This window comes from Dactylosporangium cerinum (genome assembly GCF_042653625.1).
GTDB lineage: Bacteria > Actinomycetota > Actinomycetes > Mycobacteriales > Micromonosporaceae > Dactylosporangium > Dactylosporangium cerinum.
This window is the reverse complement of sequence record NZ_JBHSIU010000019.1, coordinates 222,439-246,047: the sequence shown is the minus strand read 5'-3', so window position 1 is coordinate 246,047 and position 23,609 is coordinate 222,439. Positions and strand designations below refer to the sequence as shown.

Below are 23,609 nucleotides of genomic sequence, written 5' to 3'. Positions count from 1 at the left end.
GTCTTCAGTAAGCAGAGACGTCGGGCCAGGCGAGCTCGACGCCGTCGTCGGTCAGGCGGGACTGGAAGGCGGCCAGCAGGGCAGGGTCGGCCCGGACGGCGCGGGGGGTGGTGCGCACGTCCAGGCAGTACGCGGCGAGCGCGCCGGCGGCCTCGCCGATGTTCCACTCGACGGGGTGCAGCCGGTAGCAGCCGTTGGTGATGTGGGTCGTGCCGAGGTTCTTCGCCGCCGGCAGGAGGTTCTCGACCCGGCGGGGCAGCAGCGCACCGAGCGGGATCTGGAACGGGCTGGACGGCACGTCGATGTACGTGTCGCCGCCCGTGGACGGGTGCAGGTCGATGCGGTACATGCCGACACCGACCGAGTCGGGGTAGGCGACGCTGCCCTTGTCGCCACGCACGGCGTGGGACAGGTCCTGCTCCACGACGGTGTAGTCGGCGAGGATGCGCCGCGACTCGCGGATGTACGGCGCCTGCGCAAGGCCCCCACCAGAACCGTCCCAGCCCGCGCCGCCTGTTCCCGTGACGTCCCCGCGCAGCCGCAGCCCGGGGAAGCCGGTGCCGCCGTCGGGGCGCGGCGCCTCGGTCTGCAGCCAGTACAGCACCGACATCGACAGCTCCCGCGCCCGCGACAGGTGCTCGGCGGCGTCGGGCACGTCGATCACCGGCGACTCGAAGTAGTCGATCATCGGCCAGTTGACGAGCGAGATGTCGCTGGCGTAGGCGCCGGGCGTGAACAGGTTCCTGGCCGCGATCCGCCGGAACGTCCACAGGTTCGCGTCACCGGGGTTGACCCGCTGGTCGGCGAGCACCCGGAGCGGGTCGTCGTCCGGGTTCGGGGTGAAGCTGCGCTCCGAGATCTCCAGGGTCCGCGGGTGCGGGGACCGCCACGACAGCAGCGGGCCACCCCAGAACGGCGGCGTGTACGCCCGCCAGAACCCGTACGCGTCGGGCCGGTCGATCGTGTGGTCGCCGTCGACGTGGTCGACCGCGAAGCACACCGAGACGGCCTGCATGTTGCCGGGCTGCGCGGTTGCCGGCGCGCTCGGCTCGCCCGTGTCGTCCTGCGACTCGAAGCCCGTCACGTACTCGGTGCCGGTCAGCGGCAGCAGCTCGCCGGTCTCGGTCGCGTCCAGCACGTACCGCGCCGTGATCGTGGTTTCGCCGCCCTCTCGGTACCTTCCTGTTACGGCGGTGACCCGGTCCCCGTCCGTCTCGGCGGCGGTCGCCTTCCACGGCTGCAGGACGGTGAGGCGGCCGCTGCCACGGTACGGCTGCAGCATCGCCTCCAGCACCGCCTTCGCGACGGCGGGCTCGTGGCAGAGCCGGCTGACGCCACCGGCGCCGGGGTTCAGATGCGTCCAGCGCCGGGCCGCGTCGGTGAGCGGGTAGTACCGCCGGTAGTAGTCGCGGATCCCGTCGCGCAGCGCCCGGTAGCTCGCGGTCACGCCGAACTGCTCGACCCACGTGTGCTCGTCCGGCGGCACCGCCTGGCTGGTGAGCTGGCCACCGAGCCAGTCGTACTCCTCGGTGAGCACGACCGTCCGCCCGGCCCGCAGCGCGGCCAGTGCCGCCGCCACCCCGCCGAGTCCGCCGCCCACGACGAGGACGTCCGCCGCCATTTCCTTCACGTGCGCTCCTTGCTGGTGATATTGCTGCTGCTGCTGTTGAGACTTGTGCTGTTGGGGGCTGTTCCCAGGGTTTCACCGGCGACGAGTTCGCAGGCCAGCAACGTCTGCCGCGCTGGACCCGGCTCGAAGCCGCCGCCGACGATCTCGGTGAGGTGGTCGACCGCCTGCCAGCCCATCTCGCGGCGCGGCGTCCGGAACCGGGTCACGTCCAGCGGCGGGGGAGTGGCGCCCGCGCGGGTCGGCTCGCCGAGCACGACGACGGACACGTCGCCGGGGACGTCCCGGCCGTGCCCGCGCAGGATCGCGATCAGTTCGGCCGCGTCCGCCGGCTCCTCCAGGAACAACGCCGTGACGCCGTCGGCCAGCAGTCGCGGAACCGCGTCGGCGAGTGCTTTCTGGCTCTGTGTGTGCTGGCGCTGTGCGTGGGTCGCGTACACCCCGGCGGCCAGGCACGCGTCGGCGAAGCCACGCAGGCGGTCCAGATGCGACTCGGCGGGGCCGCCGGTGCCGACGTACGCGAGGCGGCGGTGGCCGAGCCCGACCGCCGCGCCGACCAGGGCGGCGGTCGCGGCACCGTAGTCGGCGCCGACGTAGGGCACGTCCGGGGAGTCGCGCCGGCCGACGCTGACGAAGGGGTGGTGCTCGGCGACGAGCCGGGCCAGCTCGTCCCGGCCGATCGAGCGGCCCAGCACGATGCAGCCGTCGGCGAGGCGCATCCGGTGCGGGCCGGAGGTGAACAGCAGCAGGTCGCAGCCGAGCTGTTCGGCGCGCTGCTCGATACCGACCAGGAACGGGTGGTAGAAGTCCGCGGTCGCGCTGGGGAACACCGGCTCGTACGTGAACACGCCGAGGATCCGGTTGCTGCGGTCGGCGAGCCGCCGCCCGACGACGTCGGCGACGTAGCCAGTGGCGCGGATCGCGTCGAGCACCCGCTGCCGGGTGTCCTGGGCGATCCGCACACCCTTGCTGTTGCTGCCGTCGCTGTCGTTCAACACCAGCGACACGGTCGCCTGGCTGACGCCCGTCATCCGCGCGATGTCGCGCTGCGTGACTCGACGTCCCACGGGGGATCTCCTTGGCTAATGCGTATCAGCAGGCTCTGGGCACGAATCGTGCGCCGGGCCTCGCTGGTCCGTCAAGCCGTCGGAGAGGTTTCGTTACCCGTTCGCGTTACTGACTAATACGCATTAGCTCTGTTACTTCAGTGCTGTTGCTTCAGTGCAGTCGGCCGATCATCTGCGCCAGTCCGATCGGCAGGTCGCGGACGCGGATGCCGGTCGCGTGGTGGACGGCGTTCGCGACCGCGGCCGCCGTGCCGACGATGCCGATCTCGCCGATGCCCTTCACACCCATCGGGTTGAGGTGCGGGTCGTGCTCGTCCAGCCACGCGACCTCGATCCGCGGCACGTCCGCGTTGACCGCCACGTGGTACGCCGCCAGGTCGCCGGTCACGAAGTCGCCGGTGCGTGAGTCGAGCACGGACCGCTCCAGCAGCGCCCCGGACAGGCCCATCGTCATGCCGCCGAGGAACTGCGACCGTGCCGTCGTCGGGTTCATGATCCGCCCGGCGGCGAACACACCCAGCAGGCGGTCCACCCGCACCTCACCCGTCACCGTCGACACCCGCGCCTGGCAGAACTGGGCGCCGTAGGCGTGCCGGGCGAACTCGGGACGGTCCCGGATCTCCAGGGTCGTGTCGGCCCGGACCGCGACGCCGCCCGCCGGCACCCGCCCGCCGTGGTCGCGTTCGATGCGCTCCCGCAGCAGCCGGCACGCCTTCGTCACCGCCCAGCCCCACGACGCGGTCCCCATCGAACCGCCCGCGACGGTCGCCGGGCCGATCGCCGAGTCGCCGACCGTGATCTCCACTTCTACGATCGGCACGTCCAGGGCGTCCGCGGCGATCTGGCGCAGGACGGTCCGCGCGCCGGTGCCGATGTCGGCGGCGTTGACCTCCACGTCGAAGCGCTGGTCGGCGGTCGCCCGCGCCAGGGCCGTCGACGGCCACGTCAACGCCGGATACGTCGAGGCCGCCACCCCGGTGCCGACCAGCCACTCCCCGTCGCGGCGCACCGCGGGCCGCGGGTCGCGCACCACCCGGCCGGAGGCATCCGTCCAGCCGAAGCGTTCCGCCCCCTCCTGCAGGCATTGCACGAGGTGCCGGCTGGAGAACGGGATCCGCTCCTCGGGGTGTACCGCTGGCTCGTTGTCGATCCGGAGCCGCACCGGATCCCAGTTGCCGGCGTATGCCAGCTCGTCGATCGCGGACTCGAGGGCGAACGATCCCGGACACTCCCCGGGCGCCCGCATCCACACCGGCGTCGGTACGTCGAGCGCCACGACCCGGTGCGTCGTGAGGCGGTTCGGCGCGGCGTACATGTGCCGGGACAGCACCGCGCTCTGCTCGACGAACTCACTCAGCTGCGAGGTCTGGCTGACCGCGTCGTGCCCGATCGCGAGGAGCCGGCCGTTGTCGGCGGCACCGAGCCGGATCCGCTGGATCGTCGGCGTGCGGTACCCGGCGACCGCGAACAGCTGCTGCCGGGTCAGCGCCAGTTTCACCGGCCGGCCGACGAGCCGCGCCGCCATCGCGGCCAGGACCACGTTCGGCTTCGGCGCGCCCTTGCCGCCGAACCCGCCGCCGACGTGCTCGTTGATGACCCGGACCTGCTGCGGCGGCAGCTCGAACAGCCCGGCGAGCGTCTCGGACACCGCCGTCGAGGCCTGCGTCCCGTCGAACACGACGAGGCAGCCACGTTCCCAGAACGCGGTGGTCGCGTGCGGCTCCATCGCGCAGTGGTGTTCCGCCGGCGTGCGGTACGTCGCATCGACCCGCACCGTGGCGGCGGCGAGCCCGGCGTCGATGTCGCCGATCGCGGACCGCGCCGGGTAGCCGGCGTTGACCTGCACCGGCTGGTACAGCGCCGGATGGTCGATGCGCAGGACCGTGTCCGCGGTCATGCCGTCCTCACGGACCCGCACGCGGTCGGCGCCGGCCCGCGCGGCCTCCGGTGACGTCGCGACGACGACGGCGACGACCTGCCCCCGGTACGCGATCCGCGCCGACTGCAGCACCATCAGCTCCGGGTCGCCGACCGGCTCCAGCCGCGGCGCGTTGCCGTGCCACAGCACCCCGAGGACCCCGTCCTCGGCCAGGGCCCGCGACGTGTCGACGTCGACGACGAGCCCGCGGGCCACGGTCGACTGGACCACCCACGCGTACGCGGCACCGGGCACGGGATGGTCGACCGCGTACGGCGCCCGCCCCGTCACCTTGTCCCGCGCCTCGACCCGCGGGCTCGCGGTCCCGACGCTGCGCTGTGTCTCTGCCGTCCCTGCCTGGGTCCCTGCTGGGGTCTGTGTGCTGGTCACCAGCTCGCCTCCGTCATCCCGCGCAGGACGCCGACCGTCAGGTTGCGGATCAGCGGGACCTTGTACCCGTTGTCCCGCAACGGTTTCGCCGCGGCGAGCTCCTCGTCGGCGGCACGTTCGAAGTTGTCGACCGTCGCCGTCGCGCCCTGCAGCGCCCGTTCCGCCGCGTACGCCCGCCACGGCCGGTGCGCCACCGCCCCGTACGCCAGCCGCACGTCCCGCACGATCCCGTCCCGCACGTCGAGCGCGGCGGCGACCGACCCGGCCGCGAACGCGAACGACGACCGGTCCCGCACCTTGCGGTACGTCGACATCCGCGCGATCGGGGTCGCCGGCAGGACCACGGCGGTGATCAACGCGCCCGGCGGCAGGTTCGTGTCCCGCTCCGGCCGGTCGCCGGGCAGCCGGAAGAACTCGTGCACGCTCATGCTCGCCGGGCCGTCCTCGGTGAGCAGCTCGATCCGCGCGTCCACCAGCGCGAGCGCCACCGCCAGGTCCGACGGGTTCGTCGCGATGCACTGTTCCGACGCGCCCAGGATCGCCAGGTCGGTGTGCTCGCCCTCGCGGGCCGCGCAGCCGGCACCCGGCCGCCGCTTGTTGCACGACTTCGTGACGTCGACGAAGTACCGGCAGCGGGTGCGCTGCAGCAGGTTCCCGCCGATCGTGGCCCGGTTGCGCAGCTGCGCCGACGCGCCCGACAGCAGCGCGAGGGCCACCGCCGGGAACCTGGTCCGCAGCGCCGGATCGGTGGCGAGGTCACTGTTCGCGGTGAGCGCGCCGACCCGCATCCCGCCGTCCGGCAGCGCCTCGATGTCCCGCAACGGCAGGCCGGTGACGTCGATGAGCAGGTCGGGGGCGGTGACGCCGAGCTTCATCAGGTCGACGATGTTCGTCCCGCCGGCCAGGTATGCCGCTCCGGTGCGCGAGATCGTGGCGACCGCCGAGTCCGCCGCCTCGGCCCGCTGGTACTCGAACGGTTTCACTGCGCTGCCACCTCTTGCGCTGCGACCTCTTGTGCTGCGATCTCTTGCGCTGCGACCTCTTGGATGGCCGCGACGATGTTCACGTACGCGCCGCAACGGCAGATGTTGCCCGACATCCGCTCCCGGATCTCGTCCTCGTCGAGCTTGGCCTCCTCGGCAGCCGCCTCTTCCAGCATGCCGACCGCGGAGCAGATCTGCCCCGGGGTGCAGTAGCCGCACTGCAGCGCGTCGTGGGCGACGAACGCCTCCTGCATCGGATGCAGCGACGGACGCTCGTGCGGCTGTGCCGTCCACGGGGTCGCCATCTGGGTCGTGGTGCCGCTGCTGAGCCCCTCGACGGTCGTGACCGCCGTGTCGTGGCAGGTGACCGCGAGGATCAGGCAGCTGTTCACCCGCCGGCCGTCCAGCAGCACCGTGCACGCGCCGCACTGCCCGTGGTCGCAGCCCTTCTTCGTGCCCGGCAGCGCCAGCTGCTCGCGCAGCACGTCGAGCAGCGTCGCCCGGTTGTCGACGCGCAACTCCTGCGGGTGACCGTTGACGCAGAACATGAGGTCGCTCGTGAACTGTCTCTCCACGGTCTCGTGCTGCCCAACCGCGCCGCGCCCATGCGTGCCGGCGCGCGCCCGCCCCCTGAAGTCACCCGAAGTGTGGGACCGTGGATCGATGGACGGCGCGGTGACCAGAGACGGCTGCCCCGTCGAGCTGTACACGCTGCTCCCGACGACCGGCGAGCCCGACATCGTCCACGCGGCGATCCCACCCGGCGCGGAGATCCTCGACCTCGGCTGCGGCGCCGGCCGCCTCACCCACGCGCTCATCGACCTCGGTCATCCGGTCACGGCCGTCGACAACTCCGCCGACATGCTGGCGCACGTGCGCGGCCCGGCATCCGCCCTCATCACCGTCCTCTCCGACATCGAGACGCTCGACCTCGATCGGCGGTTTCCGGTGGTACTGCTGGCAAGTCACCTCGTCAACACCCCCGACGACCGGCTGCGGGGACGGCTCCTCGCCGCGTGCCGGCGGCACCTCGCAGCGGACGGCCGGGTCCTGATCCAGTGGCTGCCACCGGTCTGGTTCGACCGGGTGTTCGCCGACATGCGCCCGGTCACCGGCCGCATCGGCCGCATCGAGGTGACCGACACCCCGCTGTCCCACGACGGCACCGTTCTGCAGGCGATGTGCACGTACCGGGTCGCCGGCGGCACAGAGCCTGCCGGGGGAACAGTGTGGTCGCACCGGTTCGCCACGCGCCGGCTGAGCCGCGCCGACCTGCACGCCGCGCTGGCGGGCGCGGGCCTGCGCTTCGAACGCCACCTCGACGCCGGCCGGCACTGGCTCACGGCTGCGGTGTGAACGGGCTTGACCTCAACAGAGCTTGAGGTTTCAGGCTTGTACGCATGAAGGCGATCGAGGTGACCCGCTTCGGCGGACCGGAAGTGCTGGAACCACGCGCAGTCCCCGACCCCGTCCCCGGTGAGGGCGAGGTCCTCGTCGACGTCGAGGCGGCCGACACGCTGTGGCTGGAGACCCTCGTCAGGTCCGGTGGCGGCGGCGCGTACTTCCCCGTCACACTGCCGTACCGCCCCGGCGTGGGCATCGCCGGCACAGTTCCAGCCGGAACAAAATCAAGACGGCGGGTGGTCGCGCGGCTCGGGCACGCGGGCGGCGGGTACGCGACCCGCGTCGCCGTCCCCGAGGCCGCCCTCGTCGACGTGCCCGACGGCGTCGACGCGCGGACCGCGGTCGCCGTCCTGCACGACGGTGTCACCGCGCTCGCGCTCATGGACGTCGTGAAGGTCGTCGCCGGTGACCGGGTCCTCGTCACCGCCGCCGCGGGTGGCATGGGCGCGCTGCTCGTCCAGGCCGCGAAGGCCGCCGGCGCGACCGTCGTCGCCGCCGCCCGCGGCGCCGCCAAGCTCGACGCGCTGCGCGGACTGGGCGCACCGGGCCCACTGGGGTCACTGGGGTCACTGGGGTCACTGGGCCCGGACGTCGTGGTCGACTACGGCGTCGCCGACTGGACCGACACGGTCTGGGAGGCCGTCGGCGGCGTCGACGTGGTCCTCGACGGCGCGGGCGGCGACTACGGCCGGGCCGCGTTCGACCTCGTCGTCGAAGGCGGCCGGTTCTCCGCGCACGGCACCCCCGCCGGTGGGTTCGCCACCGTCGACCCCGAGGTCGCCCGGTCCCGCGGCATCACCGCGACCGGCATCGGATCCGTCCAGCTCGACCCGGACCGGTTCCGCGCCTACCTGGTCCGCGCCCTGCGGGACGTGGCCGAGGGCCGGTTCACGCCGCTGATCGGGCAGACGTTCCCGCTCGAACGCGCCGCCGACGCCCACGCCGCGATCGAGTCGCGCACCGCGATCGGCAAGACGGTGCTAACAGTCGCATGAGACGGCCCAGCGCGGCGCGGTGAGCTCGTCGGCCGGCCGCCGGTCGGATCCGGTCGCCGTCTCGAATGTGAAGCCCTCGCGGACCCAGTACTCGTATCCGCCGAGCATCTCCTTCACCTGGTAGCCGAGCTTCGCGAACTCGAGCGCCGCCCGCGTCGCGCCGTTGCAGCCGGGCCCCCAGCAGTACGTGACGACCTGCATGTTCGCGGGCACGACCTCGGCCGCGCGGGCGGCGATCTCCGCGGTCGGCAGGTGCACCGCGCCCGGCAGGTGGCCCTGCGCCCACGCCTGCGGCCCGCGCGAGTCGACGACGACGTATCCGGGAGCGCCGGCCTCGAGCGCGGCGTGCACGTCACTGACGTCGGTCTCGAACCGCAGTCGCTCCGCGAAGTGACTGACAGCGGCTGTGTTCTGGGTTGCTGCATTCGGGGTTGCTGTGTTCGGCATGCGTTCATCGTGCGGTGGGGGTACCCGTCGCAACAGTGGCGTGAATGCCACCGTTCGCTAAGATACCGCCATGAGTCGCAGCGTGTCCGTCCTGGTGTACCCGGGCATGTCGGCGTTCGAGACCGGCATCGTCACCGAGGTGTTCGGGCTGCCGCGCCCCGAGTTCGAGCGCCCCTGGTATCGGCTGGCCGTGTGCGCGCCGAGCGACGCGCCGGTGCCGATGATCGGCGGCGCGACCCTCACCACGCCGTTCGGGCTGGACGAGTTCGCGGCCGCCGACACCGTCATCGTTCCCGGCGTCGCGAACGTCCACCACGACCCGCCGCCCGCGGTCCTCGACGCGCTGCGCACCGCGCACGACCGTGGCGCCCGCATCCTGTCGATCTGCTCCGGCGCGTTCGCGCTCGCCGCCGCGGGGCTCCTCGACGGCCGGCGCGCCACGACCCACTGGCGGTACGCGGAGCTGCTGCAGCGCAGGTTCCCCGCCGTCCAGGTGGATCCCGGCGTCCTCTACCTCGCCGACGGCGACGTGTGGACCAGCGCCGGCAGCGCCGCCGGCCTGGACCTGTGCCTGCACGTCGTCCGTGTCGACCACGGCGCCACGATCGCCAACGCCGTCGCCCGCCGGCTCGTCGTCCAGCCGCACCGCGACGGCGGCCAGGCCCAGTTCATCGAGGCGCCGATGCCGGAGAGCGCCGCTCGCGGTGCCGGTCGTGGTGCCGATCGTGGTGACGACCGCATCGCCCGCAGCGTCGACTGGGCGCTCGCGCACCTCGCGGAGCCGCTCACCGTCGACGCGTTGGCCCGGCAGGCGCACATGTCGGCACGGACGTACCTGCGGCACTTCACCCGCACGACCGGGACCAGCCCGATCCGCTGGCTGATCCGGCAGCGCGTGCAGGCGAGCCTGGCGCTGCTCGAGTCGACCGACACCCCGATCGAACAGATCGCGGCGGCCGTCGGGTTCGACACGCCGGTGACGTACCGGCACCACTTCGCGAACACGATGCGCACCTCGCCGTCCGCGTACCGGCAAGCGTTCCGCACCCAGACGCACTGACCGCCTGTCTCACGCCGGGTTGTCTCGCACTGTGTAGCCGGGCAATCACGGGCGGGAATTCGTGTCGTACCCCTGGGTTAGGTTGCGGGGGTGGATGAGGTGCTCGCGGTGGTGGACTCGGCATTGGGCGACGGCCCGATGTCGGAGCCGTGGGCGTGGACCGACGACGAGCTCAGCGCCCGTGTCGACCTGGTCTACGCGCACCAGCAGCGGGTCAGCGCCGCGCACCTCGCCGTCATCCGCGAGATCCAGGGCCGCGGCCTGCCGGCGCGGCAGGGCATGACGTCCGCGTCGCAGTGGCTGCACCAGCGGCACCGCATCACGACCGGTCTCGCCGGGCGGCTGTTGCGGCTCGGGCAGGCGCTCGACAGCGACGAGCACGCCGCGACGGCCGAGGCGCTCGCGTCCGGTGACGTCAACGTCGAGCAGGCCGAGGCGATCGTCGACCTGCTCAGGGACCTGCCGGCGCAGCACCGCGCCGAAGGCGAGGCGCGGCTGCTCGACGAGGCCGTCCACTCCGACCGGCACGGGCTGCGCGAACGTGCCGCCCAGCTGCTGCACGAGCTCGACCCCGAGGAGGCCGAACGCCGCGAGGCGCACGCCGCCGAGCACGAGGCCGAGCGGGCGCACCTGGCCAGGTCGTTGACGTTCCACGACGTGCCGGGCACCCAGCAGACCCGCGTCCGCGTCGTGCTCGAACGCGCCGAGGCCGCCCTGCTCCGCGAGACGATCGACGCCCAGTGCGGCCCACAGCACGAGCCGCGCCCGGCCGCGGGGTCAGCGAGCGACGCGGTGCTGCGCTCGCCGCGGCAGCAGCGAGCCGACGCGCTGATGGAGCTGTGCAGGATCGCCCAGTTCACCGGCTCGCTCCCGGCCAACGGCGGCGACCGGCCACACGTCTCGGTCATCGTCCCGTTCGACACCCTCGCGGACATGCACAGCGCCGCCGCGTCGCACGCCGGCGCTGCGGCGCGGGGCGGCGCGCGCCTCGACGACGGTTCGCCGATCAGCGCCGAGACCGCGCGGCGGCTCGCGTGCGACGCGCTGATCCTGCCCGTCGTGCTCGGCTCGCGGGGCGAGGTCCTCGACGTCGGCCGCGAGCAGCGGCTGTTCACCGGCGCGATCCGGCGGGCCCTCGCGCTGCGCGACGGCGGCTGCGCGTTCCCCGGCTGCACCCGGCCCGCCCGCTGGTGCGACGGCCACCACGTCGTGCACTGGGCCGACCACGGCCCGACCAGCGTCGACAACGGCGTCCTGCTGTGCGGTGTCCACCACCGCCTCATCCACCACGGCGACTGGCAGGTGCGGCTCAACCCGGTCGACCGGCTGCCCGAGTTCATCCCGCCGGCGTATGTCGACGGCACCCGCACACCCCGTCGCAACACGTTCCATCCACGCAGATAGCGTTACGCGCTGTGCGCCTCTGGTTGACGCTCGTCGGCATCGGTTTCCGGCGATGGTCGACCTACCGCCTGGCGGCGTTCGCCGGGGCGTTCACCAACAGCGTGTTCGGCCTGATCCGCGCCGGCGTCATCACCGCGACCATCGCCGCCGCAGGGGGCACGCTCGGCGGCTACGACGCGCTGACCGGGGTCACCTACGTGTGGCTCGGGCAGGCGCTCATCGGCCCCGTCTACTTCTTCGCGTGGAACGAGCTGGCGCAGCGGATCCGTACCGGCGACGTCGCCGTCGATCTGGCCCGGCCCGTCGATCCGATGCTCGCCCATCTTGCCGCCGATCTCGGTCGGGCCGCGTTCGTGTTCCTGCCCCGCGGGTTGCCGCCGCTGGCCGTCGGCGCCGCGGTGACCGGGCTGGCGCTGCCCGGCGACCCGGGCGCATACGTCCTCGGCCTGCTCAGCGTCGCGTTCGCGGTCGTCGTGTCGTTCGCGTGCCGGTGGCTGGTCAACCTGACCGCGTTCTGGCTGCTCGACCTGCGCGGCCCGATGACGCTGTACCTGCTGGTCACCAACATCCTGTGCGGGCTTGCCGTGCCGGTGCAGTGGTTCCCCGGGTGGCTCGCCGCAGCCGCAGCAGCGACCCCGTTCCCGTCGATGCTGCAGACCCCGATCGACGTGCTCATGGGCCACTCCGCCGGCTGGGACGCGGTCCGGCTGCTCGCGGTGCAGGCCGCGTGGGCCGCCGGCCTGCTCGTCGCCGGCCGCCTCATCTTCACGCTCGGCACCCGCAAGCTGGTGATCCAGGGTGGTTAGCAAGGCCAATCCCTACGTGGTGCTGGTGCGGCTGCGGATGCGGGCGCAGACGGTGTACCGGGGGTCGTTCGCGATCGAGCTCGTCGCCAGTCTCGGCGCGACGATCAGCGGGTTCCTGGAGATCTACGTCATCTTCGCCAACGTGCCGGCGCTCGGCGGGCTGGACTTTCCCGCGGCGGTGCTGGTGTTCGCGATCGGGCACGTGTCGTTCAGCCTCGCCGATCTCGTTGTCGGGCACCTCGACGCGCTGCCGACCTATCTGCGGTCCGGCACGCTCGACGCGTTCCTGCTGCGGCCACTGCCGGTGCTCGCCCAGCTGATCACCGCGGAGATCTCGTTGCGGCGGTTCGGGCGCACCGCCGCGGGCTCCGCGCTGGCCGTCGTGGCGCTGGCGCACTCCGACGTGGCGTGGTCACCGGCGAAGGCGGCGCTGCTCGCGGTGACGGTGTGCGCCGGCGCGGCACTGTTCGCGGCGCTGTTCGTCGGGGCCGCGGCCGTGCAGTTCTGGCTGGTCGAGGGGACCGAGTTCACGGCGTCGTTCGTCTACGGCGGCAACTACGCCGCGCAGTTCCCGACGAGCGTCTTCGGTACACCGGCGCGGGTGCTGTTCACGTTCGTGGTGCCGGCCGCGTTCGTCGCGTACCTGCCGGTGCTGGCCCTGCTCGACATTCCCGGCGCGGCGCCCGGTGGCATACCCGCCGGCGTGCTCGGCTGGTGCTCGCCGATCGCCGCCGCGGCGGTCTGGACAGTGGCGCTGCTCGGCTGGCGGGCGGGCCTGCGGCATTACACGGGAGCCGGATCATGAGCAGTGCCAGCAGTGCCAGCAGTGTCAGCAGTGCCAGCAGCGCAGAGCACATCATCGCGGCAGTCGCGCTGCGGCGGGTGTTCGGGGCGAAGGCGGCGGTCGACGGGTTGACGTTCAGCGTGCCGCGGGGCGCCGCGGTCGGGTACATCGGCGCGAACGGGGCCGGTAAGTCCACGACGATCAAGATGCTCACCGGCATCCTCAAACCGACCTCCGGCTCGGCGCTGACCTGCGGCCTCGACCCGCTGCGGCACCGGCGGCAGCTGGCGCGGCGGATCGGGGTCGTGTTCGGCCAGCGCAGCCAGCTGTGGTGGGACCTGCCGTTGCGGGACTCGTTCGTGGCGCTGGGCGCGATCCACCGGCTCGGGCGTGACGCGGTGCGTGACCGCACCGACGAGCTCGTCGACCGGCTGGACCTCGGGGAGTTCGTGGACACGCCGGTGCGGCAGCTGTCGCTCGGGCAGCGCATCCGCGGTGAGGTCGCGGCGGCGCTGCTGCACGGGCCGGAGCTGCTCATCCTCGACGAGCCGACGATCGGCCTCGATGTGCTCAGCAAGGAGCGGCTGCGGCTGTTCCTGATCGAGCAACGGTCCCTGCACGGCACGAGCCTGCTGCTCGCGACCCACGACATGGGCGACGTGCGGCGGCTCACCGAACGCATCCTGGTCGTCGACCACGGGCGGCTCGCGTTCGACGGCACCCTGGCCCAGCTGGTCGAGCAGGTCGGCGCCGAACGCCACGTGGTCCTCGACCTCACCGACCCGGCGCCGCCGCTGGACGGCATCCCCGGCACGCGCCTGGTCGGCATGGAGGGCGGGGGGCTGCGGCAGCAGCTGTCGTTCGGGCCGGGGGAGACGACGGTCGCGGCGATCCTGGCCGCCGTGGCGCAGCGCGAGGTGCAGGTCCACGACCTCACCATCGAGGAACCCGACATCGAAGACGTGGTGCGACGGCTGTATGCGGGCTAGTACTGCGGGCCAGTACAAATGTCACCGCCGGCGTGCGACGGACGAATCTGCCGGCTCCGGAGCCCGCGCCATACCGTCGAGCCATGGCCACAGTCGAGCTGGACAGGGTGTCGTACACCTACGAAAACGTCACTGACAATGCCGCTGAGAACGTCACTGAGCATGCCGCTGACGGGTTCGCGGTGCGGGACGTGTCGCTGCGGATCGAGCCGGGTCAGGTCGTCGCGATGCTCGGGCCGAACGGTGCCGGCAAGTCCACGACGCTGCTCCTGCTGCTCGGCATGCTGCGACCGCGGTCCGGCACCGTCCGGCTGTTCGGCGAGGCCGTCAGCGGCACTGTCAACAAGGCCGTCGCCGGTGGGCGGATCGGCGCCATGCCGCAGGCCGGCGGGGTGCCGCCCCGGTCCAGCGTCGGTGATCTGCTGGAGTTCCTGCACGCGGTGTACCCGCGGCCGATGCCCGTCCGCGAAGCCCTCGCGCTCGCCGATCTGGAAGGGCTCGCCGGGCGCACCGTGGAGCGGCTGTCGGGCGGTCAGCAGCAGCGGCTCCGGTTCGCGATGGCCGTGATCGGCCGGCCCGACCTGCTGATCCTCGACGAACCCACGGCGGCGCTGGACGTCCGGTCCCGGCGTGCGTTCTGGGCCGCGATCCGTGGGTACGCCGCGCACGGCCGCACCGTCCTGTTCTCCACGCACTACCTGGAGGAGGCCGACGACAACGCCGACCGGATCGTCGTGCTCGACCGGGGACGGGTGATCGCCGACGGCACCGCCGCGAGCGTGAAGCAGATGGTCGGCGTCCGGACCGTGAGCGTGGTCGCACCGGCGGCGCTGCCGGAAGCAGCGCTCCTGGAAGCGCTGCCCGGCGTCGTCGCCGTCACGCGGCAGGGCGGGCGGGTCGTGCTCACCACCACCGACTCGGACGCGACGGTGCTCGCGCTCGCCGCCGCCGGTCTGCTCCGGGACCTCGAGGTCGTCGGCGCCGGCCTGGAAGAGGCGTTCCTGACCCTGACCAACACAGCGCTGAAGAACACAGCGCCTGCCAATACAGCACTGGCCAACACAGCACTGGCCAACACAGCACTGGCCAACACAGCACTGACCAACGGAAGGATCTGACGTGCGCGCGTATGTGCGGCTGGAGTTGCGGCGGCTGGCCCGGATGCCCGGGCTGCTCATCTTCGCGGTGCTGATGCCGTTGCTGAGCTACCTGCTCTTCACGAACCTGCACGGGCTCACCGGGCAGGACCGGGACGTGGCCGCGACGTACACGATGGTCAGCATGGCCGGGTACGGAGCGATCGGCGCCCTGCTCAACTACGCCTCCGGGGTTGTGGTCGACCGGTCGATCGGCTGGATGCGGCAGCTGCGGCTCACGCCGCTGTCGCCGGTGCGCGTCGTCGTCGGCAAGGGGCTCGCGGCGATGGTGACCGCGATCGTCCCGGTGGTCGCGTTGTGCGTCGCCGGGGTCATCGTGAACGGGGTACGGCTCGGCCCGGTGCAGTGGCTGGCGATCGTGCCGCTGCTGTGGTTCGGGGCGCTGCCGTTCGCACTGCTCGGCCTCGGCATGGGGTACCTGGCGACCGCGCAGACGGTGCAGCCGCTCAACCTGCTCGTGTACCTGGGGATGTCGGTCGTCGGAGGGCTGTGGCTGCCGCTGGACGCGTTGCCCGGCTGGGTCGCGGCGGTCGGCCGGTGGTTGCCGACCCACGCGTACGCCGACATGTCGTGGCAGGTTGCCTTCGGTGGCTCGCCGACGATCACCGACCTGCTGACGCTCGCCGGCTGGATGGTCGCGTTCACCGGCCTCGCCGTCGTGGGGTTCCGCCGGTCGGTCCGCAGCACGGCCAGCTTGTAGGGTGCTGATCATGCCAAGCAAACGCTGGCGGCCCTCGGTAGCGGGGCTGCTCTGGGTCGGGGTGTGGATGTTTCCACTGCTCGAGCCAGCCGGCACGATCCACGGCGGACCGGCCGGGGTGGTCGCCGGGGTCGGGCTCGGGCTGTTTGCGATCACGTACACGGTCGTCACCACGCTGGGCTTCGACCACCGGGACGACCTGAGCCGGGTCTCGACCGCCGGGTTCGCGGTCGTGGCGGCGCTCGGGGTGGGGCTCGCCGCCGCGTACGGCGAGCACTGGCTCCCCGTGTTGCTGTTCGTCGGGACGTGCGGCGTGGCGGTGTACGCGGGCCGGGAACGGGTGACCGTTGCGGTCGCCGTGCTCGCGTCCGTGGTGGCGGCGACGATGCTGCTTGGTCTGCTGCACGACGCGCTCGAGCAGGCGCTGATCACCGTCGTCGGCACCGTGCTCGCGGCGGGGCTGGCCGGCGCGGTACGCCAGATGCAGCGGCTGATCCGTGAACTGCGGCAGACCCGGGACGCCCTGGCGACGGCCGCGGTCGCGGAGGAGCGGCTGCGGTTCTCCCGCGACCTGCACGACCTGCTCGGCCACACGCTGTCGGTGATCGTGGTCAAGGCCGAGGTGGTGCGCCGCATCGCCGAACGGGACCCGGCCGCGGCCGCCGCGCAGGCCGCCGACATCGAGGACATCGGGCGCCGCGCGCTGGTCGAGATCCGCGAGGCGGTCACCGGGTACCGGGAGGCCGGGCTGACCGCCGAGCTGACCCGCGCGAAGGGGGTGCTGTCCAGCGCGGGGATCGCCGCGACGGTGCAACGGACCGCGGACCCGCTGCCGGACGACACCGACCGGCTCCTCGCGTGGGTGCTGCGCGAGGCGACGACGAACGTGGTCCGGCACAGCGGCGCGCAACGCTGCGACATCGAGATCTTCACTGCGGACGGCGCGGCGGCCCTGAGCGTCGTCGACAACGGCGCGACCCCTGGCAGTGCGTCCCCGGGAAACGGGCTGCGCGGACTCACCGAGCGGCTGGGGGCCGCCGGTGGCACCCTCGAAGCCGGCGCCCGCGACGGCGGCGGGTTCGCGCTGGTCGCGAGACTGCCACTGTGACGGATGTGGTGATGACGATCAGAGTGCTGCTGGCCGAGGACCAGGGCATGATGCGTGGCGCGCTCGCGCTGCTGCTCGACCTGGAGCCGGATCTCGAGGTGGTCGCGCAGGTCGCAACCGGTGACCAGATCGTCCCCGCAGCCGAGCGGGTCCGGCCCGACGTCGCGCTGCTCGACATCGAGATGCCGGGCGGCGACGGGATCACCGCGACCGCGCAGCTGCGCCGGCGGCTGCCCGGGTGCCGGGTGCTGATCCTGACGACGTTCGGGCGGCCCGGGTACCTGCGCCGCGCGATGGAGGCCGGCGCGAGCGGCTTCCTGGTGAAGGACGGCCCGGTCGAGGAACTCGCCGCGGCGGTCCGCCGGATCCACGCCGGCGGACGCGTCGTCGACCCGGCCCTCGCCGCGGCGGCCCTCGCCGCCGGGCCCGACCCGCTCACCGACCGGGAACGCGACGTGCTGCGCGAGTCGGCGGGCGGCGCGACCGTCGCCGACATCGCCGCCAGGCTGCACCTGTCGGAGAGCACCGTGCGCAACTACCTGTCGGCGGCGATCACGAAGACCGGCACCCGCAACCGCATCGAGGCCGTCGGCGTCGCCCAGTCCAACGGCTGGCTGTGAGATGGGCTGCTGTGAGACGGGCTGCTGTAAGTACTAGGGCAGGATCGCGTCGACGTAGCCGCCGTCGACGCGTACCGCTCCGCCGGTCGTCGCGGACGCGAACGTGGAGCTCAGGTAGACCACGAGATTGGCGATCTCCTCCGGCTCGATCAGCCGCTGCAGCAGCGAGTTGGGGCGGTGCCGGCGCATGAACTCACGCTGCGCCTCGTCCCAGGGCAGGTCGTGGTCGACCAGGGAGTACACGAAGTCCTCGACGCCACCGGTGTGGGTCGGGCCGGCGATGACGGAGTTGACGGTGACGCCGGTGCCGGCGGCCTCCTTCGCGAACCCCCGCGAGACCGCGAGCAGCGCCGTCTTCGACATGCCGTAGTGGATCATCTCGGCGGGGATGGCGACGGCGGAGTCGCTCGCGATGTACTGCACCCGGCCCCACCCCCGCAGTTTCATCCCGGGGAGGTAGGCGCGGGTGAGCCGTACGCCGGTGAGGACGTTCGTCTCGAAGTACCTGCGCCACTCGTCGTCGGTGATCTCCAGGGCCGGCCGGGAGCCGAAGATGCCGAGATTGTTGACGAGGATGTCGACGTCGGGCAGGACCTGCAGGGCGGTGCGGGTGCCATCGTCGGTGGTGACGTCGGCGGCGACGGCCACGAACTCGGCGTCCGGCGCCTGCTCCCGTAGCGTGGCCACGGCCCGGCCGACGGACTCGGTGGTGCGGCCGTTGACGCCGACCCGGGCACCGGCGCGGCCCAGGCCGAGCGCGATCGCGGCGCCGATGCCCTGGGTGGAGCCGGTGACGAGTGCGGTGCGACCGGCAAGTTCGATCTTCACGCCGTCAATCGTGCCACTGCCGGCCCGGTTCGCCCCTGCATTCCCGGCTGGCGCTGCATTCCCGGCTGGCGCTGGACTTCCAGCTGCCGCTGCCAGTGCCGGAGCATCGGGGCGGGGTCCCAGCCGAGTTCGCGGGAGCGGTACACAGCGTCCGTGCACCTGGCGGTCCAGCTCTGTTTCCAGTCTCCCGTGCCGAGCAGTTCGTCGCGCAGGTCCTGCAGGACGCGGATCGAGTGTTCGAACGCGGGCACCTCGCGGTCGCGGTCGCTCAGCGCGGTCATCCAGTCCACGTCGCGGCCGTCGCAGACGGTGCAGGCGCAGCCGAACAGGTCCGGGTCCGGATGGCGGCGGTGGGCCCGGGCGATGGCGCCGATCCGGCGGTACGACAGCGTCGGGCGGAAGACCGCTGACGGCGCCGCGGGGCGGAACCCGTGGGGTTGCCCAGCAGCCGGCCCAGCAGCCGGGGGAGGGCGGGGCGTCAGGTGGCGCAGGGCGGCGACGGTGCCGACCGCGGCGGCGCGCGCGCCGTGGCACAGCGCGCCGAGGGCCGACACGTCGCAACGCAGCAGCAGCGTCGGCACACCGCAGTCGAGGACCGCCAGGAGCCCCTCGACCACACCGGGGAGGGCGAACGGGTCGCGGTTGGCCTCCAGCACCAGCGCGACGGGAGCACCGGCGGCGCGGATGTGGCCGGTCAGGACGGTGCGGTGCAGCCGGTCCTGCAGCCAGATCGGGTGCAGCGGCAGGACGGCGATCGTGTCGGGCAGCACGGCGGCGCGGTGCAGGATGCCGGCGAGCCCGGGTTCGTCGCCGCTGTCGACGTACCCGGAGTCGGTGAGCACCGGCACCCCCAACTCCCGCTGCCGGCGCAGCCACCGCGGGTTGAACGGGGCGCTCGCCGGCAGTCGCGCCCGCCCGGCGTAGCGGGCCGCGTCGAGCAGCAGCGGCGCCTCGAACCGGCGCTGGCGCAGCAGGTACGCGGCGGTGGCGAGCAGGCCCGCCTCGTCGCGCTGGTACGGCGAGATGACCAGGCCCGCGCCGGGACGCTCGGCGATCGGCGCGCACCGCAGCGCCTGGTTGGCCGAGCAGTACACCAGCAGCGTGCCGTCTCCCAGCATCCGTCAATCCCGTCACTATTGGTGCATCGAGCGTAACCAATAGTGCGGGATTCACGAACATTCACGTTCGTACGTGTGTGCTATCTGAGAACTGTGCTGTCTGAAAGCTCAGCGCAGTGCCGGGTAGCCGCCCAGGGGGTTGCCCTGCGCCTCGGCGCGGACCGCGGCGGCCGCGGCGGTGACCGAGCCGGCCGTGGCGACCCGGTCGACGATCGCGGCGACGACCTTCGGCGTGGCGAACGACGTGCCGCTCCACGCCGCCCAGCCGCTCGCGAACAGCTCATGGTTGATGTACGTGCTGACGATGTCCGCGCCGGGTGCGGCGACGCTGACCCACGGCCCGGTGTTGCTCCACTCGCAGATCGCGGTGCCGTCGTGCGCGGCGACCGCGACGACCTGCGCCGCCCACCCGGCAGCACCCCCTGCATTACTCCCTGAAGCAGCCCCAGCAGCGAATGCGGCCGGCCAGAAGGGGCGGTCGGCGATGCCGTTGTTGCCGGCGGCGGCGACCACGACCCGGTCGCCGCCCGACAGGAACGTCTGCAGGGCGGCGGACAGCGCGGCCGGCGGCAGGTCGCCGACCGAGAAACCGCCGAGGGACAGGTTGAGCACGTCGGTGTCGGTGAGGCCGGTGATCGCGACGGCGAGGTCGGCCTCCGTGCAGACGCCGAAGCTGTCCAGGACCTTCACGATGCGGACCTGCGCGCCGGCGGTGTCCTGCGCGACGACCCCGGCGATGAAGTTGGCGTGTCCCACGTCGGAGTCGAGCATGCCGTCGGCGTCGCCGTCCAGGACGGTCTCGTGGTTCTCGGGCGTCGCCGTGTAGCAGCCGGCCGGCAGCGGACTGTCCAGCCAGATGCCGGTGTCCATGACGACGACCCGCACCGGCGACGTGGTGTCCGACGCCTCGGCCGGCTTCGCGGGCGTCAGCTTCGCCGGCGGGGCGTCCACCGCGACCGGCGGGCCGAACGGGCCACCGTGCTCGTGCGGCGTGGACATGAAGACGTGATTGGGGCCGACGACCGAACCCTGCGGCAGCTGGCCCCGCAACCGGCGGACAGCGGCGGAGACGTCGAGCCCGGACGTGCGCAGGCGACGCAGCCCCGCCGACGGCTCGTCCTCGGCGATCTCACTGGTGCGGTGGCCGAGACCGGCCAGGGTGCGGTGGGCGATGGCGGTGCCGGAGTCCTGGACCAGGATCTCGTCGGCGACGAACCGCACCGTCCGACCGGCGTGCGTCTCGGTGCGCAACCACGGCAACCCGGACAGCCGTTCGTCGCGGGTCTGCAGCCACCGTTCGAGACGTTCTCGTGCAACGGACATGCTTGCTCCTCAAAGGCGGTCGTCATTGGCTACTCAGCACTGGCTACTCATCATCAGACGGACCGCTGACATGAGACGTCGCCGGCTGCCCTTGATACACACCGCCCTTGATACACACCGCCCTCTATACACACCGCCCGTGATACACATCGGGGGTGTCCTCCACCGCCGACGAGCTGGCGCAGCGGCTGTTGCCGATTGTGATGGCCGATCCGGGCAAGGCCAAGGTACTCGCCGACGCAGCCCTGCGTGATGCCCTGCGCACCGGCGACCGCGCCTCGCAGGCGGTGGCGCTGCGGACGCTGGGCCTGGCCGCGCGCGCCCGGCAGGACGCGGCCGACGCCGCCCGGCACCTGCGCGCGTCGATCGCCGTCGCGCGGCGCCACCGGCTGACGCAGTACGAGGCCGAGGCCCGGATGAGCCACGCCCTCATCCTCGACGACCTGGGCCGGCCCACCGCGGCGCTGCGGGAGATCGACCGTGCCATGGCCGACCTGCAGGGGCAGCGCCGCGCCCGGGCGACCATGCAGCGGGCCCTGATCCTGCGCCGGCTCGGGTTCGACCAGGAGGCGATGGAGCTGTACCGGGGTGCGCTGCGCGCGTTCCGCCAGTCCGGCGACGAGGTGTGGGAGGCCCGGACCCTGACGAACCGCGGGGTGCTGCACGGGTTCCGGGGCAATCTCCGCCTCGCCGAGGCCGACCTGCGCGCCGCGCAGACGCTGTACAACCGGCTCGGGATGGCGACCGCGGCCGCGCAGGTCGAGCACAACCTGGGCTTCGTCGCCGCGCAGGCGGGCGATGTGCCGACGGCGCTGTCCCGGTACGACCGGGCGCACGACCGGCTGTGGAACACCGGCGTCGACGCGGTCAGCCTGCTGGACCGCGCGGACCTGCTGCTGTCGGTACGCCTGTTGCCGGAGGCCGACACCGCGATCCGTGCCGCGATCGCGGCCTGCACCGACGGGCACCTCGACTCGGTGCTCGGCCAGGCGCATCTGATGATGGCCCGGCTCGCGGCCGCCCAGTCCGACGCGACCGAGTCCAGGGCCGCCGCGGCCGCCGCCCGGAAGGTGTTCACGCGGCAGAAGCGCGGCGTGTGGATCGCGCGGGCCAGGGTCGCCGAGCTCGCGGCGGTCGTCGCGTCCGGGCGGGCGCACCGGGGCACGCTGCGGGACCTGCGCACCGCCGGGCAGGCCCTGGTGGCGGCAGGCTGGCCGCAGCCGGGCTGGGAGGCGCTGCTGGACGCCGCCCAGCTCGCCGTCGACCTCGGCGAGTGCGGGACCGCCGCCGAGCTGCTCGACGAGGCCGCCGCCGCGTCGAAGTACGGCCCGGCGCCGCTGCGGGTGCGCTGGTGGCACGTCCGGGCCCGGCTGGAGCTCGCGCGCGGCACCGACGCAGCTGCCGCCAGGGCCGCGGCAAGGGCAGCAACAGTGGGGCTGCGGATCGCCGACGAGTACCGGGCCAGCCTCGGCGCGACCGAACTGCGGGTCCGCGGCAGCGTCGAGGCGGCGGCGCTCGCCGGGCTGCGGCTGCGGCTGGCCCTGGACCACGGCGGCCCGCGGGAGGCGCTCACCTGGGCGCAGCGGTGCCGGTCGGCGGCGCTGTCCCTGCCACCGACGCATCCGTCCAGTGACCCGGTCGTCGCCAGGCACCTCAGCGAGCTGCGCCGCATCACCGGCGAGCTGGCCGCGGCGCCGGCAGGCCCACAACGCGCCGGGCGGCTCCTGCGCCGGCAACGGTCCCTGGAGGCGGAGATCCGCCGCCGCTCGTGGCGGGTGCCGGGCTCCGGGCCGACCGCGCGGACCGACGTCCCGTTCGCCGACCTCGTCGCCGCGCTCGACGGGCGGGTCCTGCTGGAACTGCTCGCCATCGACGGGGTCCTGCACGCGCTCGTCGTCAGCAGGACAGGGGGCAGCGCAGGGAGCGGCACAGCGGGCGGGTACCGCGTGACGCATCGCGTCGTCGGGCCGATCGCGCCCGTGACGACCGAGCTCGAGCACCTGCGGATCGCGCTCAGCGGCCAGATCCTCGGCCACGGCGGCACCAGCGCCGGCAGGGTAGCCCGTGGCGTCGAGACCCTCGACCGGCTGCTGCTCGACCCGGTGGCTGATCTGATCGGCGCTGATCTGGTCGGTGACAACGGGCCGTTGGTGCTCGTACCGACGGGGGCGTTGCACGCGATGCCGTGGACGATGCTGCCCCGGCTGCGCGGCAGGTCGATGACCGTCGCGCCGTCCGCCGCGATCTGGTGGCGGGTCGCGACCCAGCCGCGAACCGCCGGGCGCATGGTCCTCGTCGGCGCGCCGTCCGCGGCGCAGGCGGCCGCCGAGGTCGAACAGATCGCCGCTGACCAGCTTGCTGCGGGGATTACCGGCCCGACGGTGCTCGCCGGTGAGCGTGCCCGGGTGGCGCCCGCGCTCGCCGCCCTCGACGGGGCCGCGATCGGGCACATCGCCTCGCACGGCGAGTTCCGGGTGGACAACCCGCTGTTCTCGTTCCTCATGCTGGCCGACGGCCCGCTGACCGTGTACGACCTGTCGGTCCTGCGCCGCCCGCCCGCGCTGCTCGTGCTGTCGGGCTGCGACACGGGACTGGCCGAGGTGCACCCGGGCGACGAGCTGATGGGGCTGGTCTCGGCGCTGCTGAACATGGGCACCGCGACGGTGGTGGCGAGCACGGGGCCGGTCGACGACGGCGCGACGCGGTTGCTGATGCGCGACCTGTACGCCCACCTCGCCGAGGGCCATCCCCCGGCGACGGCGCTCGCACTGGCCCAGTCGACAGCCCAGTCGACGGCTCAGTCGGACCTGGCGTTGCGCGCGAGCACCGACAGTTTCGTCTGCTTCGGGGCGGGCTGACTTTTCCGAATCTTTTTCTGATT

General features: G+C 72.9%; 21 protein-coding genes. 12 read left to right on the top strand and 9 right to left on the bottom strand.

The annotated features are described in order from the left end of the window. Positions 1–4: 4 nt before the first annotated feature. From ACFPIJ_RS18865 to ACFPIJ_RS18845, 5 genes are all read right to left on the bottom strand, one after another. Positions 5–1,621, bottom strand: coding sequence for an FAD-dependent oxidoreductase (locus tag ACFPIJ_RS18865; RefSeq protein WP_380116826.1), 1,617 nt, complete (start codon positions 1,619–1,621; stop codon positions 5–7). 5 nt (positions 1,622–1,626) lie between these two features. After that, positions 1,627–2,694 (bottom strand): LacI family DNA-binding transcriptional regulator, encoded by a 1,068-nt coding sequence (locus ACFPIJ_RS18860; RefSeq protein WP_380116439.1) that lies wholly within the window; start codon positions 2,692–2,694, stop codon positions 1,627–1,629. A 151-nt stretch (positions 2,695–2,845) separates the two neighbouring features. After that, positions 2,846–5,002 (bottom strand): xanthine dehydrogenase family protein molybdopterin-binding subunit, encoded by a 2,157-nt coding sequence (locus ACFPIJ_RS18855; RefSeq protein WP_380116438.1) that lies wholly within the window; start codon positions 5,000–5,002, stop codon positions 2,846–2,848. Further along, positions 4,999–5,985 carry an FAD binding domain-containing protein gene (locus ACFPIJ_RS18850; RefSeq protein WP_380116437.1) on the bottom strand — a complete coding sequence of 329 codons (987 nt, stop codon included), beginning with the start codon at positions 5,983–5,985 and terminating at the stop codon, positions 4,999–5,001. The genes ACFPIJ_RS18855 and ACFPIJ_RS18850 overlap by 4 nt, the downstream gene beginning before the upstream one ends. After that, on the bottom strand, positions 5,982–6,533 hold the full coding sequence (locus ACFPIJ_RS18845; RefSeq protein ID WP_380116825.1) for a (2Fe-2S)-binding protein: 552 nt from the start codon (positions 6,531–6,533) through the stop codon (positions 5,982–5,984). Before ACFPIJ_RS18845 ends, ACFPIJ_RS18850 begins: the two co-directional genes overlap by 4 nt. 115 nt (positions 6,534–6,648) lie before the next feature. On the opposite strand from ACFPIJ_RS18845, the gene ACFPIJ_RS18840 reads away from it, so the two are divergent. Then, positions 6,649–7,341, top strand: coding sequence for a class I SAM-dependent methyltransferase (locus ACFPIJ_RS18840; RefSeq protein ID WP_380116436.1), 693 nt, complete (start codon positions 6,649–6,651; stop codon positions 7,339–7,341). A 44-nt stretch (positions 7,342–7,385) separates the two neighbouring features. Then, positions 7,386–8,384 (top strand): zinc-binding dehydrogenase, encoded by a 999-nt coding sequence (locus ACFPIJ_RS18835; protein ID WP_380116435.1) that lies wholly within the window; start codon positions 7,386–7,388, stop codon positions 8,382–8,384. On the opposite strand, the gene ACFPIJ_RS18830 is transcribed toward ACFPIJ_RS18835, so the two are convergent. Further along, positions 8,370–8,831 carry a rhodanese-like domain-containing protein gene (locus ACFPIJ_RS18830; protein ID WP_380116434.1) on the bottom strand — a complete coding sequence of 154 codons (462 nt, stop codon included), beginning with the start codon at positions 8,829–8,831 and terminating at the stop codon, positions 8,370–8,372. The genes ACFPIJ_RS18835 and ACFPIJ_RS18830 overlap by 15 nt on opposite strands. Before the next feature lie 70 nt (positions 8,832–8,901). Here ACFPIJ_RS18830 and ACFPIJ_RS18825 point away from each other — a divergent pair, with 70 nt between their 5' ends. The 9 genes from ACFPIJ_RS18825 to ACFPIJ_RS18785 all read left to right on the top strand — a co-directional run bounded on the left by ACFPIJ_RS18825 (position 8,902) and on the right by ACFPIJ_RS18785 (position 17,459). Further along, complete coding sequence (locus ACFPIJ_RS18825; protein ID WP_380116433.1) at positions 8,902–9,891, top strand: helix-turn-helix domain-containing protein; 990 nt, start codon at positions 8,902–8,904, stop codon at positions 9,889–9,891. 90 nt (positions 9,892–9,981) lie between these two features. Beyond that, positions 9,982–11,295: an HNH endonuclease signature motif containing protein gene (locus ACFPIJ_RS18820; RefSeq protein WP_380116432.1), complete on the top strand. Its 1,314-nt coding sequence runs from the start codon at positions 9,982–9,984 to the stop codon at positions 11,293–11,295. 11 nt (positions 11,296–11,306) lie between these two features. Then, complete coding sequence (locus tag ACFPIJ_RS18815; RefSeq protein ID WP_380116431.1) at positions 11,307–12,101, top strand: ABC transporter permease; 795 nt, start codon at positions 11,307–11,309, stop codon at positions 12,099–12,101. After that, positions 12,094–12,906 carry an ABC transporter permease gene (locus tag ACFPIJ_RS18810; protein ID WP_380116430.1) on the top strand — a complete coding sequence of 271 codons (813 nt, stop codon included), beginning with the start codon at positions 12,094–12,096 and terminating at the stop codon, positions 12,904–12,906. Before ACFPIJ_RS18815 ends, ACFPIJ_RS18810 begins: the two co-directional genes overlap by 8 nt. Next, positions 12,903–13,874: an ABC transporter ATP-binding protein gene (locus tag ACFPIJ_RS18805; RefSeq protein ID WP_380116429.1), complete on the top strand. Its 972-nt coding sequence runs from the start codon at positions 12,903–12,905 to the stop codon at positions 13,872–13,874. Before ACFPIJ_RS18810 ends, ACFPIJ_RS18805 begins: the two co-directional genes overlap by 4 nt. Positions 13,875–13,957: 83 nt before the next feature. Next, positions 13,958–14,992 carry an ABC transporter ATP-binding protein gene (locus tag ACFPIJ_RS18800; protein WP_380116428.1) on the top strand — a complete coding sequence of 345 codons (1,035 nt, stop codon included), beginning with the start codon at positions 13,958–13,960 and terminating at the stop codon, positions 14,990–14,992. A 1-nt stretch (position 14,993) separates the two neighbouring features. After that, complete coding sequence (locus tag ACFPIJ_RS18795) at positions 14,994–15,731, top strand: ABC transporter permease (RefSeq protein WP_380116427.1); 738 nt, start codon at positions 14,994–14,996, stop codon at positions 15,729–15,731. 10 nt (positions 15,732–15,741) lie between these two features. Continuing rightward, entirely contained in the window at positions 15,742–16,839 is a 1,098-nt protein-coding gene (locus tag ACFPIJ_RS18790) for a sensor histidine kinase (protein ID WP_380116426.1), read from the top strand. An 11-nt stretch (positions 16,840–16,850) separates the two neighbouring features. Further along, positions 16,851–17,459, top strand: coding sequence for a response regulator transcription factor (locus ACFPIJ_RS18785; protein WP_380116425.1), 609 nt, complete (start codon positions 16,851–16,853; stop codon positions 17,457–17,459). 33 nt (positions 17,460–17,492) lie between these two features. Here the strand turns inward: ACFPIJ_RS18785 and ACFPIJ_RS18780 are convergent, their stop codons facing one another. From ACFPIJ_RS18780 to ACFPIJ_RS18770, 3 genes are all read right to left on the bottom strand, one after another. After that, positions 17,493–18,287, bottom strand: a complete 795-nt coding sequence (locus ACFPIJ_RS18780) for an SDR family NAD(P)-dependent oxidoreductase (protein ID WP_380116424.1) — start codon at positions 18,285–18,287, stop codon at positions 17,493–17,495. After that, entirely contained in the window at positions 18,284–19,405 is a 1,122-nt protein-coding gene (locus ACFPIJ_RS18775) for a hypothetical protein (RefSeq protein ID WP_380116423.1), read from the bottom strand. Before ACFPIJ_RS18775 ends, ACFPIJ_RS18780 begins: the two co-directional genes overlap by 4 nt. A gap of 108 nt (positions 19,406–19,513) precedes the next feature. Next, positions 19,514–20,728 carry a S8 family peptidase gene (locus ACFPIJ_RS18770; protein WP_380116422.1) on the bottom strand — a complete coding sequence of 405 codons (1,215 nt, stop codon included), beginning with the start codon at positions 20,726–20,728 and terminating at the stop codon, positions 19,514–19,516. 155 nt (positions 20,729–20,883) lie between these two features. Between ACFPIJ_RS18770 and ACFPIJ_RS18765 the strand changes: the two genes are divergently transcribed. Beyond that, entirely contained in the window at positions 20,884–23,586 is a 2,703-nt protein-coding gene (locus ACFPIJ_RS18765) for a CHAT domain-containing protein (protein WP_380116421.1), read from the top strand. Positions 23,587–23,609 lie beyond the last annotated feature (23 nt).

What these genes read in the sequence shown, in the direction of transcription:
- ACFPIJ_RS18865 (WP_380116826.1), bottom strand. Translation starts at nt 1,621, where the DNA reads ATGGCGGCGGACGTCCTCGTCGTGGGCGGCGGACTCGGCGGGGTGGCG.
- ACFPIJ_RS18845 (WP_380116825.1), bottom strand. Translation starts at nt 6,533, where the DNA reads ATGTTCTGCGTCAACGGTCACCCGCAGGAGTTGCGCGTCGACAACCGG.
- ACFPIJ_RS18840 (WP_380116436.1), top strand. Translation starts at nt 6,649, where the DNA reads ATGGACGGCGCGGTGACCAGAGACGGCTGCCCCGTCGAGCTGTACACG.
- ACFPIJ_RS18835 (WP_380116435.1), top strand. Translation starts at nt 7,386, where the DNA reads ATGAAGGCGATCGAGGTGACCCGCTTCGGCGGACCGGAAGTGCTGGAA.
- ACFPIJ_RS18830 (WP_380116434.1), bottom strand. Translation starts at nt 8,831, where the DNA reads ATGCCGAACACAGCAACCCCGAATGCAGCAACCCAGAACACAGCCGCT.
- ACFPIJ_RS18825 (WP_380116433.1), top strand. Translation starts at nt 8,902, where the DNA reads ATGAGTCGCAGCGTGTCCGTCCTGGTGTACCCGGGCATGTCGGCGTTC.
- ACFPIJ_RS18805 (WP_380116429.1), top strand. Translation starts at nt 12,903, where the DNA reads ATGAGCAGTGCCAGCAGTGCCAGCAGTGTCAGCAGTGCCAGCAGCGCA.
- ACFPIJ_RS18800 (WP_380116428.1), top strand. Translation starts at nt 13,958, where the DNA reads ATGGCCACAGTCGAGCTGGACAGGGTGTCGTACACCTACGAAAACGTC.
- ACFPIJ_RS18790 (WP_380116426.1), top strand. Translation starts at nt 15,742, where the DNA reads ATGCCAAGCAAACGCTGGCGGCCCTCGGTAGCGGGGCTGCTCTGGGTC.
- ACFPIJ_RS18785 (WP_380116425.1), top strand. Translation starts at nt 16,851, where the DNA reads ATGACGATCAGAGTGCTGCTGGCCGAGGACCAGGGCATGATGCGTGGC.
- ACFPIJ_RS18775 (WP_380116423.1), bottom strand. Translation starts at nt 19,405, where the DNA reads ATGCTGGGAGACGGCACGCTGCTGGTGTACTGCTCGGCCAACCAGGCG.
- ACFPIJ_RS18770 (WP_380116422.1), bottom strand. Translation starts at nt 20,728, where the DNA reads ATGTCCGTTGCACGAGAACGTCTCGAACGGTGGCTGCAGACCCGCGAC.